Consider the following 17374-nt stretch of genomic DNA (forward strand, 5'->3'; position numbering starts at 1 on the left):
TCACCAATCCCCCACTCGGACCAGGATTCCCGTCACTCCCCACTCTGCAAGAAGCGCGTTGGCCTGGTCCACCTTCTTCTGAGAAGGCAGCTCGTACACTGCCTGGAACCCATGATGCTTGGCGACGGCCGCCTGCCGCTCCGCTTCATCCTTGCCGAATCTCGTCAATCCAAGCTTCCGATCGATGGCCTCGTCACCGAACGCGGAATCAAATTTGGCCGTGATAACGGAGCCATCCTCGCCCGGCGCACTGTACTCAGGAACCTGGACTCTGCCCGTTGCCGCATTCGACCTCGAGCCCGCGGCGGCGCTTTGATACCTGAACCAGCCGCCTTGCGTGCTGGGTGCGGGCGGTGTCGAATTCTGGAATCCCCCTTCGTCCACCCATGTGGCGGCGCGGGTCGCCTTTCCGCAGCCGATGTTGATGTTGTGCACCAGGACCGGAGTGGATCCCGCCAGCACATAGTAGGTGTGGAGGCCGTTGATGGTCAGGTCGTAGGTGACCTGGGTCGCGGTGTAGCGGTGGGTCTTCTTGACGGTGGCGGTGGTGCCGTCGGGCTGTTGGAGCTTGTCGCCCGGCTTGATGTGGGCCGCGTCTACGAAGGCCGACTGCGTGATGTCGTAGAAGGGGTGGGTCGCGGTGGTCGTCAGGGTGGCCGGGGGGCCACGGCCCGGGTGGCTCGTCGCGATGGCCAGGTCGACGAAGTCGTGGTCGGTGCGGGTGACGATGACGCGCTCGACCTTGTGCTTCTCGGTGTGGCCGTCGGGGACGGAGGCCACGACCTTGTCGCCGGCCTTGATCTTGCTGATCGGCTTGGAGGAGCCGTCGGCCATCAAGACCGGGGTGGACCCGGTGAAGCTGTGGGGCCCAGTTCGGCAACTGCGGGACAGGCGGCCGCCCGCGGCGCCGAACGCGGCTCCGCCTACGGCGCCGAAGGCGGCGCCCGTGCCGGCGGCGCCGGCGGCGCCGGACCAGGTGCAGCCGCCCGAGCGTTCGCGGCAGGTCAGGCCGTAGTCGAGAGCGCCGGTGGCGCCGCCGGACAGGCCGCCGATGGTGGCGCCTTCCAGGGCGTCCGTGGCCACGCGGGGCAAGATCCTGCCCAGGGCGGACTGGGCCAGTTTGCCGCCGAGGCTGCCGCCCAGTGCTCCGCCGATGGCGCCGCCGACGCCGCCGATCAGGATCGACTTGCCGAAGGAGCCGGCGGAGCAGGCGCCCTCCTGGCCCTTCATGCACTTGGCGCCCTGGTCGATGGCGCCGCCGACCATGCCGGCGAGCATTCCGCAGCCGGCGGCGCCCGCGACCGCGCCCACGCCCGCGGTGGGGACGCCGACGACCGCTTCGCAGCCGATGAAGGTCACGGTCGCCAGGGCGATGGACGCGATGGCCGCGCCATGGTGCTTGACGAACGTGGCGCTGGTATTCACGGCCTTCTGGAGCTTGCTGACGGAGTACTTCCCGAGGTTGTAGGCCTTGTTGTAGGCGTCCAGGGCGCGTTTCTTGGCCTGTGCCGCGGCTTTTCGAGCCCTTTCGGCGACGCGTTTGGCCTTGGCTTTCGCGCGTGCGTACTGCACCTTCAGTTCATGTTTCAGGTCCTGGATCTCCTGGGCCAGGACCTGGAGCTGGCGTCCGAGGGACTTGAAGGACTCGGTGATGGCGTGCACGGTGTGGCGGATCGTCCACGAGGCCGCCTGGTGCACCTTGTGGGCGCCGGCCTTGATGACGTTCCATACCGGCTGGATGACGTGGCGGTTGATCGCGCTCGCGGCCTTGCAGACGAGACCGAAGCCGCTCCAGCAGTGGCCGGTGGGGTCGGTGCCGAGGAGGGGATTGTCGCCGACGTAGGCGAACGGGTTCGCCTGTGCCGGGTCGGGGATCGGGTTGAGGGCGACGGTGTCCTTGTTCTGGAACTGGCCGACGGCCGGGTTGTACCAGCGTGCGGCCATGTTGACCTTGCCGGTGGTGTCGTCGGTCCACCCGGACTGGTAGCCGAGCCGCCCGGACATGGTGGTGCTGTTGGTGACGTTGCCGAGCGGGTCGTAGGCGGCGGAGCCGGTGAGGGCGGCGCCGGTGGCGGTGAAGTTGCCGACGACGTCGTCATGCTGGTCGAGGTAGGCCAGGACGCCGCTGCCGCCGGCGGGGGTGCCGATGCCGACGAGCGAGTCGTCCGGCGTCCAGGTGTAGGTGTTCGTGCCGTCGGAGGCGAGGGTGTTCGCGGTCCCCGAGTAGGCGAAGGTGCGGTTGGGGCCCGCCGTCGAGTTGGCGGTGACGACGCGTCCGAGGGCGTCGGTGACGTAGGTCTGGGTGCCCGCGGGGGCGGCCACGGTGACCTGCTGCCCGTAGGCGTCGCTGGTGGCGGTGAGGGATTGGGCGGGCGTGGTCTGCGCGGAGAGCGTGCCGCGCGCGGTGTAGGTGTAGGTGTTCGTGCCGTCGGAGGTGAGCTGGTCGCGGGCGTCGTAGGTGTAGACGTCTCCGCCGACGCGGGTGCGGTTGCCGGAGTCGTCGTACTCGTACGGCGTGGCGGCCGTGCCGTTGTCCCAGCTCGTAAGGCGGTTCGCCCAGTCGTAGGCGTAGGTGTTCTGGACGGTGCCGCCGAAACCGGTCGTGGTCTTGGACGTCTCGTTGCCGTTCTCGTCGTAGCCGTAGGCGATCGACGCGATGGTGGCGCCGGCGGACGTCTTCAGCGTGTCGCCGGTGAGGCGGTGCCGGTGGTCGTAGGTGTAGGCGCGGGTGTCGCCGCCCGAGCCGTACGCGATCGAGGTGAGCTGGGAGAGGTCGTCGTAGCCGTAGGTGAGGGTGGTGCCCGTCACCGGGTCCGCGAGCGTGGCCAGCCGGTCGGCGATGTCGTACGTGTAGCTCGTGGTCCCGGCCGCGTCGGTGCGGGACGTGGGCAGGCCGTCGTTGTTGTACGCGAACGAGCTGGCGCCTGCGGAGCCGGACGCGGTGAGCAGCAGGCCGCGGTCGTTGTAGGTGAACGTCTCGCTGGTGGCGGGCGCGGACCCGGCGGCCGAGGTCGCGGCCGTCAGCATGCGCCCGTCATGGTCGTAGGTGAACGTCCGGTCGGGCGTGGGGGCGTCGGCCCCGGTCCCCGACTGGTGGGTCACCCGGCCGAGGTCGTCGTAGCCGGTGGTGACGGTCACGCCGCCGGGCAGCGTGTTGGTGACGGGACGTCCGGCCGCGTCGTAGGCGACGGTGGACGTGCGGTCCCCGGCCGACGTGTAGGTGGCGGTGGCCGGTTCGAGAACCGATTCGGGCTTGTTCCAGCTGTTGTAGCCGTAGATCCAGGAGGTGCCGCGCCCGTCGGTGAAGCGGGTGCGGTTGCCGGCCGCGTCATACCCGAACGACGTGGTGATCGAGTGCGTCGCGTCGACCGGCTGCACCTCGGAGGTGATGTTGCCGACGGCGTCGCGAGTGAACGTGGTGGTGTGGCCGCGTGCGTCCGTGGCGGAACTCAGCTGCCCCATCGAGTCGTAGGCGGCGGAGGCGACCGACAGCGTGCTCCCGTCGGTGTCGAGTTCCGTCGTCGTGGTGGGCTCGCCGAACTGGTTCAGCGTGTAGCGGGTCGCGGTGCCGTCGTCCCGGATCTCCTTGGTCACCTGGCCGAGCAGGTTGCGGCGGTACTGGGTGACGGCTCCGGCCGGGTCGGTGGCCTTGACCAGTTCTCCCATGTGGTCGTAGCCGTAGGTGGTCGTGGCTCCCTCGGGCGAGGTCTCGGCGGCCAGCCACGTCCCGCCCCGGTTGTCATTGGAGGCGGTGTAGGAGTACGTCGTCGTGGCTGCGGTCGGCGAGGGGAGGCGGTCCAGCACCGTGCTGGTGAGGGTGCGTCCCAGGTGGTCGTAGGTCTGCTGGGTCTGCGCCCCGGTCGGCGTCGTGGTCGACAGCACGTCGCCGTTGGTGTCGTACACCGTCTTGGTGACGCCGCCGGACGCGTCGGTGACCGTGGCGACGTCCCCGAGCTGGGTGTAGGCGAAGTGCGTGGTCTTGCCGAGCGGGTCGGTGACGTCGGTGACGTTGCCGTCGAGGTCGTAGGCCCGGGTGGCGACCGCGGTGATCGGGCTCGTCCCGCCCGGCGGCGTGTAGTCGGGCAGGGTGGTGCTGACCTGCTGCCTGGCGGCGTCATAGGCGATGGTGCTGACGTTGCCGCCGGGGTCCTGGAGCTCGGTCTTCTCCCCGAAGGTGTCGTAGCCGGTCGTCACGATCGGATGCGCGACCACCGGGGCGCCGCCGCCGGTCTCGGTGCTGATGGTCGGCAGGCTGGTGATCGCGAGGCGGCCCGCCTCGTCGTAGGTGTAGTGGGTGTTGCGCACCTTCGGGTCGGTCATCGTCGTGGGCAGCCCGCGCTGGTCGAGTTCCCAGGTGGTGGTCGCGGTGTGCCACGAGTGGACGGTCCCTCCGCCGCGTCCCTTGCCGTACAGCGAGGACACCTCGTCGGCGGTGAGGACGCGGTCGTAGACCTGCACGTTGGCGACCGACCCGTTGAGCAGGTCCGTCGCGGCGCCGTTGTACTTGCCGCGACCGAGGACCATCGGGCCCGAGGTGTTGAACGGTGTCGAGTCGACGGCGGTGCCCTCCGCCGCGCCGTCGACGTAGAGGGTCATCGAGCCGTCCTCGGAGTTCGAGACGGCCACGAGGTGCGTCCAGGTGCCGGCGGCCGGCGTCGACGTGGAGAAGGCGCGGATGCCCGACGCGCCGTCGGTGTCGGACGCCGACCGGCTGAAGGCCCATTTGCCGGCGTAGCCCGAGTACTGGAGGAAGAAGCCGCTGGCGCGGTTGCCGTCCTGGCTCGCCACCGTCTGGTACCCGGTGGACGGGGTGGCCGCCATCTTCACCCAGGCCGACACCGAGAAGCTCTGCGAGGTGTCCAGGACGGGGCCGTTGGTGGCGATCTCCTGGCCGGCGGTCCCCGGGAACACCGCGCCCTGGTCCGCCCAGGTGACCCCGGTTCCGACGTGGGCGTCGTTGCCGACGCCGGAGGAGTCGGGCACGGACTCGCCCGACGTCTGGTCGAGCTTCCACCAGGCGACCGGATGGTCGGGGTGGTCGCCGCCGAGGACGCTGCTGGTCATCCGTCCCATCGGGTCGTAGGTGAAGGACGTCGAGTACCACCAGCCGTCGAGGTCGGTCTGGACGCGCTGCGCGACCTGGTCGTCCGGGGTGTAGGAGATCGTGGTGGTGCGGCGTTCCTTGTCCGGGTCGACGACGGTCCTGGTGGGACGGTCGGCGGCGTCCAGGGTCGCGGTGGTGACCGTCGCCCCGTTGTTCGTCACCTGCTGGACCGGGTTGCCCGCCGCGTCGTAGGTGGTGGACCGCTCGACGAAGGGCGAGTTGCCGTCCGCGTCGGTGCGCGTGACCGTCGCGACCAGGTCGTTGTCGGTGTAGGTGTAGGACGTGGTGTTGCCCATCGAGTCGGTCAGCGTGGCGAGCCGTCCGGCCGGGTCGTAGGAGCGGGAGGACTCCACCAGGTCCTTCGCGTCCTGCGGATCGTTCGGGTCGCCGGTGTAGTTCTTGAGGGTCTGGGTCAGCTCCTGCCCGGAGGGGTTGAAGGTGTGGGCGACCGTGATACCGCCCGGGCTCTTCTCCGTCGCCTTGTTGCCGTAGGCGTCGTAGGTGTACTCGGTGACCCTGCCGAGGGGATCGGTACGGGAGCTGATCTGGCCGTGCGCGTTGTAGCCGGTGAGGGTCGTGCGTGAGGCGTCGCCGCCGGTGGTGTCGGCGACGGTCTCGGAGGTGACGTCGCCGTTGGCGTTGTAGACCCTCGTCGTCCGGGCCGTGTGGACGGCGCCGGTCACCCGGTTGGTGACGGGCGGGTCGGTCTCGGTGACGACCTGGCCCATCGCGTTGTAGACGTAGGACGTCGTCAGGCCGGCCGGATAGGCGTCCGACACCTCGGTGCTGGTCAGCACCCGGCCGAGACCGTCATAGGTGTACCGGGTGACCTTCCCCGCGGCGTCGGTGACCGAGGCGACGTCACCGGTGTGGAAGTAGGCGATGGTGTTGACGGCCCCGCCCGGGGACACCGTCCTGTACGGCAGCCCGGCGGGCGCGAACCCGGTGTCGGCGGCGGCGACGGTGGTGCCGTCGGTGTAGGAGATCTTGGTCGTGCGGCCGTTCGGGAACCCGGCGACCGGCGGTGTCGTCACCGCGGTGCGGTTACCGGCGTCGTCGTAGGCGTAGGACGTCTTGTACCTGTCGTCGGACGGCCCCGACGACCGTCCGTCCCGCACCGTGGCGACCAGGTCGTTCTTGGGGTCGGGGGTCAGCTGCGTGCTCGTGTCGTCGGGCAGGTACGTCGTGTACGTCGTGGAGCACTTCTGCGCGGCCTGGTCCTGGCAGGTGGTCTCGGAGACGGTGTTGCCGCGCACGTCGTGCCCGGCGGTCTTCACGTTCCCGTTGGGGTCGGTGACGGTGTGCAGGTAGCCGCCGGAGTCGTAGCCGAAGGTCGTCCGGTGGCCGAGCCCGTCGGTCTCGGAGATCGGGCGGTTGCCGTTGCCGGGGTCGTACTGGCGCACGAGCGTCTTGCCGCCGGGGTCGGTGAGGCTGACGGTCGTCGTGGGCGCCAGGCCGCGCGAGTTGCGGCCCGAGGTGAAGTGCCGGACGACGTCCTCACCGGACAGCTGCGCGTGGTAGAACGCGAACTCGGCGATCGACCCGGTGAAGTACCCGGTGGTGACGGCGGGGTGGGACGGCCACGCTCCGCCGGAGATGCCGGCGCCGACGTAGACGTAGTTGACCGAGGTCGTGACCAGCGCGGCGCTCAGCGAGCCCTGCGCGACCCCGTCCAGGTACAGGGTCTGCTTGTTCGTCCCGGCCGCGAGGGCGACATGGTGCCAGGCGCCGTCGTTGACCTTGTGCCCGGAGATGAGGACCTTGCCGGTCCCGTCGGTGTCCCAGAACTTGCCGTGCATCTTGCCGTCGGTGCCGACGTAGAGGGCGGGGACGAAGTTGCCCGAGACGGGGCCGACCGGTTCGGACTCCTCGCCGAACAGCACACCGCCCGCCGTGTTGCCGGCCGGGACCTTGAACCACATCTCGATCGAGCCGGGCGAGGTCTGCACCCGGTCGTCGACCGGCAGCCGCACGAGCGAGGACGTGCCGTTGAACGCGGCCGCCGTGGCGTCGTCGAACGGTCCGTCCGCGCCCAGCGTCACGTTCGAGTACTCCGCGGTCGCGGAGTTGGTCTCCCCCGCGGCCTGGGCCGCGCCCGCCGCCTCGCCGAACCGGTAGTAGGTCGCGGGGCGGGAGCCGAGCACCGCGGCCCGGTACACCTGCGAGGTGCCGGTGACGGTGGGCGCGGGCAGGGTCCACGAGCCGCCGTTCTCGTCGGTGACATGCGTGACGGTCGAGGTCAGCGGGTCGTACGACACCGTGGCGTAGTTGTCGCCGGACGGCTTGGCGACCGAGGTGAGCAGGCTCGTCGGCCGGGTGCCGCTGTCGTGGAGGGCGGTGACGTCGGCCTGGACGAGCGGCTTGCCGAACAGCGCCACGCCGGCGATCGAGCCGTTGAAGTAGGTGCCGTAGACGGTCTGGGACGTCGTGCTGTAGTGCGGCTGGTCGGGCCACTTCCAGCCGAGGTAGCCGGTGCCCAGGTAGTGGTGACGCAGCGAGGACGGCTCGTAGTTGAAGTCGTAGGACGACGCGCCCGGCCCGGTGCCGACCTTGGCGCCGTCCAGCCACAGGGTCTGGCCGGTGGACGAGCCCGACAGCACGACGTGGTGCCAGGCTCCGTCGGCCACGGAACCCGGGGTGCTGATGGGGTTCGGGGTCTCCCCGTCCCACCAGAGCGTGGCCTTGAGCTTGCCGTCCGTCCCGACGTAGAGGGCGGGCGTGAAGTTGCCCTGGGTGTTGCTGGCCTTGATCTCCTTGTCGGAGTAGGACAGCAGCACCCCCGGTCCCTGCGACGTCTTGAACCACATCGACACCGATTCGGTGGTGGAGACGCCCATGTGCAGGTCGGGCAGGCTCACCTTGGACGAGGTGCCGTTGAACCCGGCCGCGGTCGCGGTGCCGCCCGCGAACGGGCCCGGCTGCCCGAGCGTCACGTCCGCGTAGGTGCCGTTGTCGACGCCCTCGTTCGGCAGGACGGCGCTGGCCGCGGTCGTCCCCGACGATTCGGTGAGCGGCCAGAACGAGGCCGCGCCCTCGTCCAGCACCCGCTCGTGGTGGGGCGACGCGGTCTGGTAGCCGTACCGGGTGCAGTCCGGGGCGGTGTCCTCCGGAGAGCACACCGAGGTGAGCCGGTCGGCGGTGTAGGAGTAGGTCCAGGTCTGCGCGGTCGCGGTGTCGGCGGGGTCGGACGGGTCGGTGGCGACCGTCGCGACGTGCGGCGCCGTCGCGTCCGCCGGCGTCGACCAGGTGAGGTGCAGTGACCGGCCGGACGCCGCCGACGTCATCGCGGTGATGTGCCCGGAGCCCCAGGTGAAGGAGACCGTCCGGCCCGAGGCGTCGGCCACGGAGGTGATGCCGTAGGCGCCGGAGCCGAGCGACTGCCCGAAGGTGTAGACGGTGTCGTTCTTGTCGGTCAGCCGGTAGCCGCCGCCGCTGATCGCGGTGAACGCCGCGAACCGCCCGGACGGCGGGCTGAACGATCCGTCGGAGTTCTTCCCGAAACCGACCGTGGCGCCGTTCGGGTAGGTGACCGCGACGCTGCGGACGGCCCCGGACGGCGTGTACCACTCGGTCGCCTTCGCGTCGAAGATGCTCGACCAGCCCGTCCCGAACGCGCCCGAGGCGCGCGGGTCGCGGGAGTTGTAGTCGCGGACCACCGAGAGGCTCGGCCCGACCGTCGCCACGTCCGGGTCCGTCGCCGTGGAGGTGTAGTTCCCGATCGCGGGGTCGAAGTCGTGCTCGGAGTTCTGCGCCAGGTTCGACGTGACCGTCGGCTGCGGCACGCTCACGACCAGCTGGTTCAGGGTGGGCGCCGGCGAATAGTTCTTTCCGTCGTAGGCGACCGCGCCCCAGTAGTAGGTGTGGCCCCATTGGAGTTTGCCCGCGGGCACCTGCCAGGTGGCCGTCGACGACGGGGCCGGAGGGGTGACCAGCCCGGAGTCCGCGACCGTCGTGCCGTCGGCGTCCATGACGCGGAACTGGAACTTCACCGCGGCCGCCAGGTTGGGGTCGCGGGCGCCCCAGGCCGTCAGCTGCGGCGTCAGGGTGTCGGCCTGCTGCCCGCTCGGCGGGATCTGGCCGTACACCTGCGGAAGCAGCGCGCCGGTGTAGGTGAGGAACAGGGTCGGGGTGCCGGTCGGCGCGAAGGCGGTGTTGAACTGCTTCCAGTGCAGGCTGTCGGACGTGGCCGCGTACAGGGCGAGTCCGTAGTCGTTGCCGCCGTTGGCCCAGTTGTTGAACGTGCTGGTCGACAGGTTGACCGTGACCCAGTCGCCCACGGTCCGGTCGGCGCCGGTGTTCGCGCAGGCGTGCGGGACGTTCGGGGTGGCGTACCCGATCGAGCCGCCGTGCGACGGCCCCGGGTAGGCGACGACCGCGGACGGCGTCCAGTCCTCGGTGACGGCGGCGACGTCGAACCGCTCGGCCGTGCAGGTGGACGCCCAGGTGTTGAAGAGGGTGAGCTGCGCCGCGGAGACGGGGACCTTGGAGCCGTCGATCCCGGCGCGCGGGAACTTCAGGAACGAATTGGCGCTGTGCGGGCCGGCGTCCCACGAGCCGACCTTGATGGTCTCCTCGGTCGAGTGGTCGCCGGGCTCGATCTCCGATTCGGCGTAGGTGGTCGACCAGGTCAGCAGGTTGTTGTAGGACGGGTCGACGGTCACGGGGAACACGCGCTCGGGGGCGTGCAGCCACTTCTCGTCGAGCGTGACCGTCAGCGCGGGCTTCCCGTCGGCCTCGGTGAGGTCGTAGGCCACGGCATGCGTGCTCGCCCCCTCCCCCGACCGCTTGCCGATCTTGGAGTCGTAGGCGTATCCGGCGGGGATCCGGCCGGCGGCCTTGCCGGAGCCGTCCACCAGCTCGATCGACCCGTCGGCGGCCTTCCGCGCCTTGAGGCCCGTGAGCTTCAGCGGGAACACCCAGACGTTCGACGCGTCCGCCGAGTGCAGGACGATCGACTCCTTCATGCCGGTCGCGGTCGGCCACACCGACAGGTCGGTGGACGGGAGCACCCGCGGATAGGTGACCACGGAGCCCGACACGGTCGGGGCGACCGGCGCCGCGCCCTGCAGCGCGTAGGCCAGCCGCCGGCCGCCGTCGCCCTCAACCTGGGCCAGCTTGGCATCGGATGCCGTGGGCGCGAAGCTCACCCCGAGCGCGTTGGCCCGCTCGTGCCAGCGCCGGTCGCCGCCCTGCCGGACGGTGGTGTCGATCGGCTGCCAGTCGCCGTTCCCGTCCCGGTAGTTGATCGGGCTCTGCGCGAACTTGCGGGTGTGCGAGCCGTCGGCGTTGCGGTAGTAGTCGGTCGTCGCGGTGGACTTCGCGGCGTCCCGGCGGCTGGTGCTCGGCGCGAAACCGACCTTGCCGCGGCCGCTGCGCCCCTGCGGGACCTTCCGTCCGCCGGCCTTGTAGGCGGGCAGCTCGCCCTTCGCGCGGCCGGGCTCGCGCCCCGCGCCCCGGCCGTCCCGGGTCGCGGCGGCCGTCGCCGCGTGGGAGCGTCCGGCCGCGGTGCCGGACTTCTGCCGCGGCAGCCGCCCGAAGTGCGGGGCGGGGTCGCCGGTCAGCCACCCGAACATGCCGGTGACGCCCGCGAACGACACCTCCGGCATGCCCTCGGCCGCGATGGCGGGCTGCTCGGTGGCCATCAGCGCCAGGGCGACGCACAGGAGGATCGCGGTCCGCCTGGCCGCCGCGCTCCGGCGGATGGCGCGCACCGCGCCCGGCCCGTAGCGCGGCCGCCGGGGGGCGCGCGGGCGCCGGAACCACAGCACGAGGCGGTACAGCGCGCCGCCCGCGTAGGCGCCCGCCGCGGCGACGAGGCCGAGCGCGACGACCACGATCACGATGCCCAGAACCTGCGCGTTCGGCACCGCCCACCCGGCCTCTCCTGGAGCCGTCGCCACAAAGCGACAAACCAGCTCAATGTGAACTTTTCTCCCATAGCTTCCAAACAAGCCGGAAAGTAACCCGGTGGATTGCACTGTGCAAGACTCCGGCCGGGCCGCTGTCCGGATCCGGTAACTCGCGTTTTCGTGATCGTCGGCAGGGGGAGAACGATCATCCGGAAACGGTCGCGCGGCTCGCGCCGAGGCCGGCCGACGCTCCGGAAGAGACGAGGCACCCCCATGCCGGCATCCCGCACACGTCCCCCTGACCAGCGGCGACGCGGTTCCGGCGCGGCCCGCCCGCCGGTGGTCGAGGCGGTGGTCCGGTGGGCCGGGGCCGGGCTCGACCGGTGGAAACGCCTCTCGCGGACGTGGCGGGTCTCCATCGCCGCAGCCCTCGCCGCGGTGGTGGCCGCAGGGGTCTGGCTCGCGCTGCCGGAGCCGTCGGACGAGCCGCGCGCCCGGCAGTACCTGGCGTTCAAGGCGTGCCTGCTGACCGACTCCCACGGCATCGCCGGCAAGGACGCCGCGCCCGTCTGGGAGGGGATGCGGCGGGCGTCGCTGAAGACCCACGCCAAGATCCAGTACCTCGCCGTGCCGGGCCCGGCGACGGTCGCGAACGCGCGCCCCTACCTCGCGAGCCTCGTGCAGCGGCAGTGCGGCGTCATCATCGCGGCCGGGAAACTGGCCACCGACACCGTCACCGCCAACGCCCGCGGTTTCGCCGAGGCGCACTTCGTCGTGCTCGGGACGGCGGGTGCGGCCGAGAACGTCCGTGCGGTGCAGGTGTCGGGGACGCCCGTGGCCGACGCCGTCGAGCGCGTCGTGTCCGAGGCGGTCGGCTGATGCGGGAGGGCGGGGTCAGGCGTCGGTGGAGAAGCGGATCGCGGTCGGGGGGAGTTCGATGCCCGGCCAGACGCGCAGGCCGGGGCGCAGTTCGTTGCCGGGGCCCACCACGGCGCCGTCGCCCAGGACCACGCCGTCCAACACGGCGCCGGGGCCCACCCGCGCGCCTCGGCTCAGCACCGAGTCGCAGACCGTGGCGCCTTCGGCGACGAAGGCGTCCTCCAGGAGGACGCTGCCGACGACGGTGGCCCCCGCCTCGACCACGGCGTTGCGGCCGACCGTGGTGCCGCCGCGCACCACCGCGCCCGCCGCGACCCGGGAACCCGCGAGGGCCAGGCGCTCGCCCGGGTCACCGGGCATGGCGGGAGAGGTCAGGGCGCCGAGGACGAGGTCCCGGGAGCCCTGCACGAAGGCCTCGGGGGTTCCGACGTCCAGCCAGTAGGCCGACTCGACGTGGCCCATGACCAGGGCGCCCGACGAGATCAGGGACGGGAACGTCTCGCGCTCGACCGACACGACCTCCTCTTCGGGGATCGTGTCGATGGCGGAGCGGCGGAAGACGTAGCAGCCCGCGTTGATCTGGTTCGTGACCGGGTGCGGGGTCTTCTCCAGGAAGGCGGTGACGCGGCCGTCCGGCGAGGTGGGGACGCAGCCGAAGCGGGACGGGTCGTCCACCTCGGTGAGGTGCAGGGTGACCGCGGCGGCGGCCTCCTCGTGCAGCTTGACCTGGGCGGGGACGTCGTGGCCCGACAGGATGTCGCCGTTCAGGATCAGGACCGGGTCGTCCGGGCCGCAGGTCAGCGCGCGGGCCGCGTTGCGGATGGCGCCGCCCGTGCCGAGCGGCTCCCTCTCGCTGACGTAGGCGAGGTCGACGCCGTAGGCGTGGGAGCCGAAGGCCGCCTCGAACATCTCGGCGCGGTAGGACGTGGCGAACACGATCCGCTCGACGCCGGACGCGTGGGCGCGCGCGAGCTGGTGCGCCAGGAACGCCACGCCCGCGGTGGGCAGCAGGGGTTTCGGGGTGGAGATCGTCAGAGGACGCAGGCGGGTGCCCTGGCCCCCCACCAGGAGGATCGCTTCCACTGGCTTCCTTTCTCCACGCGCGCGGTTGGAGAGAGAGCCTAGTGGGTGCGGGATGCGGCGTATTGTTCGACTGCGCGCCGGTAGGAGGCCATGTGCGCCTCGGCGGACGCCGACCAGGAGAACTCCTGGGAGCGGGCGTGGGCGGCTTCGGCCAGGCCGGCGCGGCGGGACGGGTCGTCGATGAGGGCGGTCAGGGCGCCGGCGATGCCGGGTGCGTCGGGCTCGGTGTAGGCGACCGCGTCGCCGCCGACCTCGGGAAGCGGGCCGCGGCGGGTCGTGAGGACGGGCGCGCCGCACGCCATGGCCTCCAGGACGGGCAGGCCGAACCCCTCGCCCCGGCTCGGGATCGCGAACACCAGGGCGCCGCCGAAGAAGCCGGGCAGCGACGGCCACGGCAGGTACCCGGGACGCAGCACGCGCAGGTCGAGCGGGACGGTCGCGAGGGCCGCGTCGACCTCGTCGTCCCAGCCGCCGCCGCCCGCGAGGACGAGGGCCGGCGCGTCGGGACGGCCGGCGCACGCCTCGACCCAGCCGCGGATCAGGTTCGGGACGTTCTTGCGCGGCTCCAGCGCCCCCAGGTAGGCGATGTAGGGGCGGCCGTGCAGGCCGAGCCGGTCGGAGACCTGCTCGACCTCGGCCTCGGAGGGCCGGTGGAACACCTTGTGGTCGACGCCGTGGTAGGCGACGTCGATGTGCGCCGGGTCGGCGCCGAGCACGCCGACCAGCTCGTCGCGGGTGGCGCGGGACGGGACGATCAGCCGGGTCGCGCGGCGCGCCGCGCTGCGGGTCGCCGACTTGATGTAGGACGTCCGGACCGGGTCGTGCAGTTCGGGCTCGGTGAACAGCGTCACGTCGTGGATCGTCACCACGGTCGGCAGCGCGGCGCTCACCGGCATCGTGTACGTCGGCAGGTGGATGACGTCCGCGCCGACGCGTTCGGCGAGGTGCGGCAGGCCCGACTGCTCCCAGGCCAGCCGGGTCGCGCGGTGCGCCAGCGTCGCCGGGCCGGCGACGACCCGCGCCCCGGGGACGAGGGTCTCGTAGCGTTTCTCGTCCGCCCGCTGGCAGGCGACGGCGAGATCGGCGCCCTGCGCGTGCAGGGCGCCCAGCAGCCCGTCCACGTACCGGCCGAGCCCGCCGCGATCGGCGGGCACGGCGGTGGCGTCGAGGAGAATTCGAGGCGCCACGGTCCATTCCCCCATCCAGCGCGGTCGCGTAGATCACCCTTTACCTCCGAGCCTACGCCCGTCGGGCGCACGCTCGCGTGACCTCATTCCACGCGATTCACGATGGGCTCCTACCCGATCACTACCTCTTACGCGCCCGAACGAGCACGATGCTGCCGCGCTCGTTCGGAGCCTTGCGGTCGGCGAGGGCGACGAGAGGGGTGAGCGGGGCGGCGGCGTTGAAGCCGACCTTGCCGCCGTAGGTGGAAAGCGACAGGTAGAGGCGCTCGGTGGCGGCCGTACGGAACTGGTAGCTGTGCTTCACCAGGTCGAGGCCGCGCTCGTCCATCAGCTTGCGCAGGCTGTCGTGGGTGTAGGTGTGCTGGACGTGGTACTTGGCCTTGTGCGCGTCGCGGAGCTTCGGCCACGTGTCGGCGCGGCTCAGCACGTCGGCGGACATGTAGATCTCACCGCCGGGCTTCAGCACTCGCGCCATCTCGTCCAGCGACCTGCCGCCGTCGTCGAAGTGCTCGATCGCGCAGACGGACAGGATCGCGTCGAACGACCCGTCCGCGAAGGGGAGCTTCAGCGCGTCGCACTCGATCAGCGCGGGGGCGTTCGCCAGCGTCCGCCCGTAGACCATCTTGCCGCGGGCGAGGTCGATCGAGACGGCGTCCGCGCCGCGCTTGCGCGCCTGACCCGCCCAGTAGCCGTCGCCGCCGGCCACGTCGAGGACGCGCCTGCCGCGCAGGTCGCGTCCCATCCAGTCGAGCAGCGTCCCCGCCTCGCGGTACCGGCACACGTGCACCTGGTGCCCCATGAAGGCGACCACATCCGAAATCTTCATCGTCCCCCAACTCTAGGCCGCCCGGCCGGGTGGGAGGTCGCGTTCGCCTACGCTGGGCGGGTGAAGATGAAGGTCGTCGCCGTGCGGGCGCTGCGGGTGTTCCTGGTGCTCCTCGCGCTCGCGTTCTGCGCCTACAGCGTCGCCTCCCAGTGGGACGCGACGGTGCGGGCGTTCGAGCAGATGTCCTGGGCGGCGCTCGCCGGGGCGCTGGTCGCGGGGCTGGCGGGCCTCTTCATCTGGATGCTCGGCTGGCGCGAGTTCCTCGCCGGGCTCGGGTCGCCGCTCCCCGTGCGGGCCATCTTCCGCATCTCCGGGATCTCGCAGCTCGGCAAGTACGTGCCCGGCAAGGTGTGGGCGCTGGTCACGCAGATCGAGATGACCCGCGAGCACAAGGTGCCGCCGGAGCGCAGCTTCGGGTCGACGCTGCTGGCGGTGGCGACGTCCACGGCGTGCGGGCTCGCGGTCGCGGCGGTGACGCTGCCGCTCACGTCGAAGGCCGCGCGGGACGAGTACTGGTGGCTGTTCCTCCTCGCGCCCGTGCTGCTGGTGCTGCTGCACCCGAAGATCGTGACCTGGGCGCTCGGGACGATGCTGAAGCTGATCCGTCGGCCGCCGCTGGAGCACCCGGTGAGCCTCGGCGTCACGCTGCGCGCCATCGGCTGGACCGTCCTCGGCTGGGTCCTGTTCGGCGTGCACACCTGGCTGCTGTGCATGGCCGTCGGCGGGGACGGAACGGGTCTGCCGTTCGTCGCGACCGGCGCCTACGCGCTGGCGTTCGTCGCCGGGTTCCTGGTGTTCATCGCGCCGGGCGGCATCGGGGCGCGGGAGGCCGCGCTGACGGTGGTACTGACGCCGGTGCTGCCGGCGGGCGCGCCGGTCGTCGTCGCGATCGCGTCCCGGGTGCTGCTGACGCTCGCCGACCTGATCAACGCGGGGGTCGCGTTCCTGCTCGGGCGTACCGCTCCGCAGGCCGGGAATGAACCCCCCTCCAAGGAGCTTGTGACGGGTACGCAGCCTACGAAGGAGGGACCGTGACGGCCCCGATCACCGTGACCGACGCGACATTCGCGGACGAGGTCCTCAACAGCGATATCCCGGTGCTGGTCGACTTCTGGGCCGACTGGTGCGGGCCGTGCCGCATGATCGCCCCGATCCTGGAGCAGATCGCCGAGGAGCAGGACGGCAAGATCAAGATCGCGAAGATGGACTACGACGCGAACCCGCAGACGCCGAACAAGTACGGCGTGATGGGGCTGCCGACCCTGCTGCTCATCAAGGACGGCCAGCCCGTCGAGCAGATCGTCGGCGCCAAGCCGAAGCGCGCCCTGCTCAAGGACATCGAACCGCACCTGTGATCATCGGACCGCACTCGTGAGCGCGTCGAGGTAGGCGGCCCACAGCGGGCCGTGGTCGACCGGGCGGACGCCGGAGCGGAGGCGCTCCGGCTCCCCCGGCTCGTAGAAGCGGCGCAGCGCGGACGCCAGGGACGCGGCGTCGTCCGGCGGGCAGACGAGCCCGTCGACGCCGTCGCGGATCTGGTCCGCGAAGCCGCCCACGTCGGTGGCGATCACCGGCAGGCCGTGCTCGTAGGCCATCCAGACGTTCTGCGACGCGGTCGCCGTCCGGTACGGCAGGACGAGCGCGTCGGCGGCGGCGAACAGGCCGGGGACGTCGGCGGCCGGCACGTATCCCGGACGCAGCTCCACCCGAGACGTCAGATCGAGGGAGCGGATCAGCTCGCGGGTCTCGTCCAGTCCGCCCCAGAACTCGCCCGCGACGGTCAGCGCCACGTCGTCCGGGCCTTCGGCGAGGGCGCGCAGCAGGACGTCCAGGCCCTTGTACGGGCGGACGATCCCGAAGAACAGCAGCCGTCGCCGCACCTTGTCGTCACCGGATGAGACGGCCCCCGACGAAGGCAGGTGCGCGGCCATCTCCGCGACCCGCACAGGGCGGGACGTAAGGCCGCGCGCCACATCGGCCTGCGCGTCGGTGTGGACGAGAACCCCGTCCACCTTCCGCAGCAGCCGCTTCATCAGCGGCTCGTCGTAGGGCTTGCGCTCATGCGGCAGGACGTTGTGGCACAGCGCCACCACCCGCGTCCGGCCGCCGATACCGGCCAGGATCCCCAGGTAGGACGGCACCTGGACGGTGCTCAGCACCACCAGTACGACCAGATCGCGGGAGCGCAGCGCGCGGCCGGTGCGGTACCAGCCGTCGGGGCGCCGCCAGTCGAGCCGGTGCCGGGTGGCGGGGAACGGCTCGCCCTCCGGCTCGGCGATCGTCTGCTGCCCCGGATACAGGAACCCCGGGTACTGGGCGCGCCACGACTCGATGGCGACCTCGTGCCCGGCGGCGGCCAGCCGGTGCGCCAGCTCGGTCGTGTGCCGGGCGCCGCCGCCCTTGTACGGGAACGCCGGACCGACGATCGCGATGCGCATGCCCCGGG

The 17374-nt window shown here is 71.5% G+C and carries 8 protein-coding genes; 3 read left to right on the forward strand and 5 right to left on the reverse strand.

Annotated elements, in window-relative coordinates; translation table 11 throughout:
* Nucleotides 1-10971, reverse strand: coding sequence for a LamG-like jellyroll fold domain-containing protein (locus ABFX46_RS04005; protein WP_346039949.1), 10971 nt, complete (start codon nucleotides 10969-10971; stop codon nucleotides 1-3).
* Nucleotides 10972-11226: 255 nt separating this feature from the next.
* On the opposite strand from ABFX46_RS04005, the gene ABFX46_RS04010 reads away from it, so the two are divergent.
* Nucleotides 11227-11832 carry a hypothetical protein gene (locus tag ABFX46_RS04010; RefSeq protein WP_346039950.1) on the forward strand — a complete coding sequence of 202 codons (606 nt, stop codon included), beginning with the start codon at nucleotides 11227-11229 and terminating at the stop codon, nucleotides 11830-11832.
* A 15-nt stretch (nucleotides 11833-11847) separates the two neighbouring features.
* Here ABFX46_RS04010 and manB read toward each other — a convergent pair whose 3' ends face one another.
* The 3 genes from manB to ABFX46_RS04025 all read right to left on the reverse strand — a co-directional run bounded on the left by manB (nucleotide 11848) and on the right by ABFX46_RS04025 (nucleotide 14928).
* Nucleotides 11848-12915 (reverse strand): mannose-1-phosphate guanylyltransferase, encoded by a 1068-nt coding sequence (gene manB, locus ABFX46_RS04015; RefSeq protein WP_346039951.1) that lies wholly within the window; start codon nucleotides 12913-12915, stop codon nucleotides 11848-11850.
* 38 nt (nucleotides 12916-12953) lie between these two features.
* Nucleotides 12954-14102, reverse strand: a complete 1149-nt coding sequence (locus tag ABFX46_RS04020; RefSeq protein ID WP_346039952.1) for a glycosyltransferase family 4 protein — start codon at nucleotides 14100-14102, stop codon at nucleotides 12954-12956.
* Between the two features lie 121 nt (nucleotides 14103-14223).
* A complete protein-coding gene (locus tag ABFX46_RS04025) occupies nucleotides 14224-14928 on the reverse strand; it encodes a class I SAM-dependent methyltransferase (RefSeq protein ID WP_346039953.1) in 705 nt (234 codons plus the stop codon).
* 66 nt (nucleotides 14929-14994) lie between these two features.
* Between ABFX46_RS04025 and ABFX46_RS04030 the strand changes: the two genes are divergently transcribed.
* Nucleotides 14995-15963 (forward strand): lysylphosphatidylglycerol synthase domain-containing protein, encoded by a 969-nt coding sequence (locus tag ABFX46_RS04030; RefSeq protein ID WP_346039997.1) that lies wholly within the window; start codon nucleotides 14995-14997, stop codon nucleotides 15961-15963.
* A complete protein-coding gene (gene trxA, locus ABFX46_RS04035; RefSeq protein ID WP_346039954.1) occupies nucleotides 15960-16283 on the forward strand; it encodes a thioredoxin in 324 nt (107 codons plus the stop codon). The genes ABFX46_RS04030 and trxA overlap by 4 nt, the downstream gene beginning before the upstream one ends.
* Here trxA and ABFX46_RS04040 read toward each other — a convergent pair whose 3' ends face one another.
* Entirely contained in the window at nucleotides 16284-17366 is a 1083-nt protein-coding gene (locus ABFX46_RS04040) for a glycosyltransferase family 4 protein (protein ID WP_346039955.1), read from the reverse strand. It lies immediately after the preceding gene.
* Between the last annotated feature and the right edge of the window lie 8 nt (nucleotides 17367-17374).

Source organism: Actinomadura chokoriensis (assembly GCF_039529475.1).
GTDB classification, from domain to species: domain Bacteria; phylum Actinomycetota; class Actinomycetes; order Streptosporangiales; family Streptosporangiaceae; genus Spirillospora; species Spirillospora bangladeshensis.

Excerpts from the sequence above, each read along its gene's own strand:
- ABFX46_RS04010 (WP_346039950.1), top strand. The coding sequence starts at position 11,227 with ATGCCGGCATCCCGCACACGTCCCCCTGACCAGCGGCGACGCGGTTCC.
- ABFX46_RS04025 (WP_346039953.1), bottom strand. The coding sequence starts at position 14,928 with ATGAAGATTTCGGATGTGGTCGCCTTCATGGGGCACCAGGTGCACGTG.
- ABFX46_RS04030 (WP_346039997.1), top strand. The coding sequence starts at position 14,995 with ATGAAGGTCGTCGCCGTGCGGGCGCTGCGGGTGTTCCTGGTGCTCCTC.
- ABFX46_RS04040 (WP_346039955.1), bottom strand. The coding sequence starts at position 17,366 with ATGCGCATCGCGATCGTCGGTCCGGCGTTCCCGTACAAGGGCGGCGGC.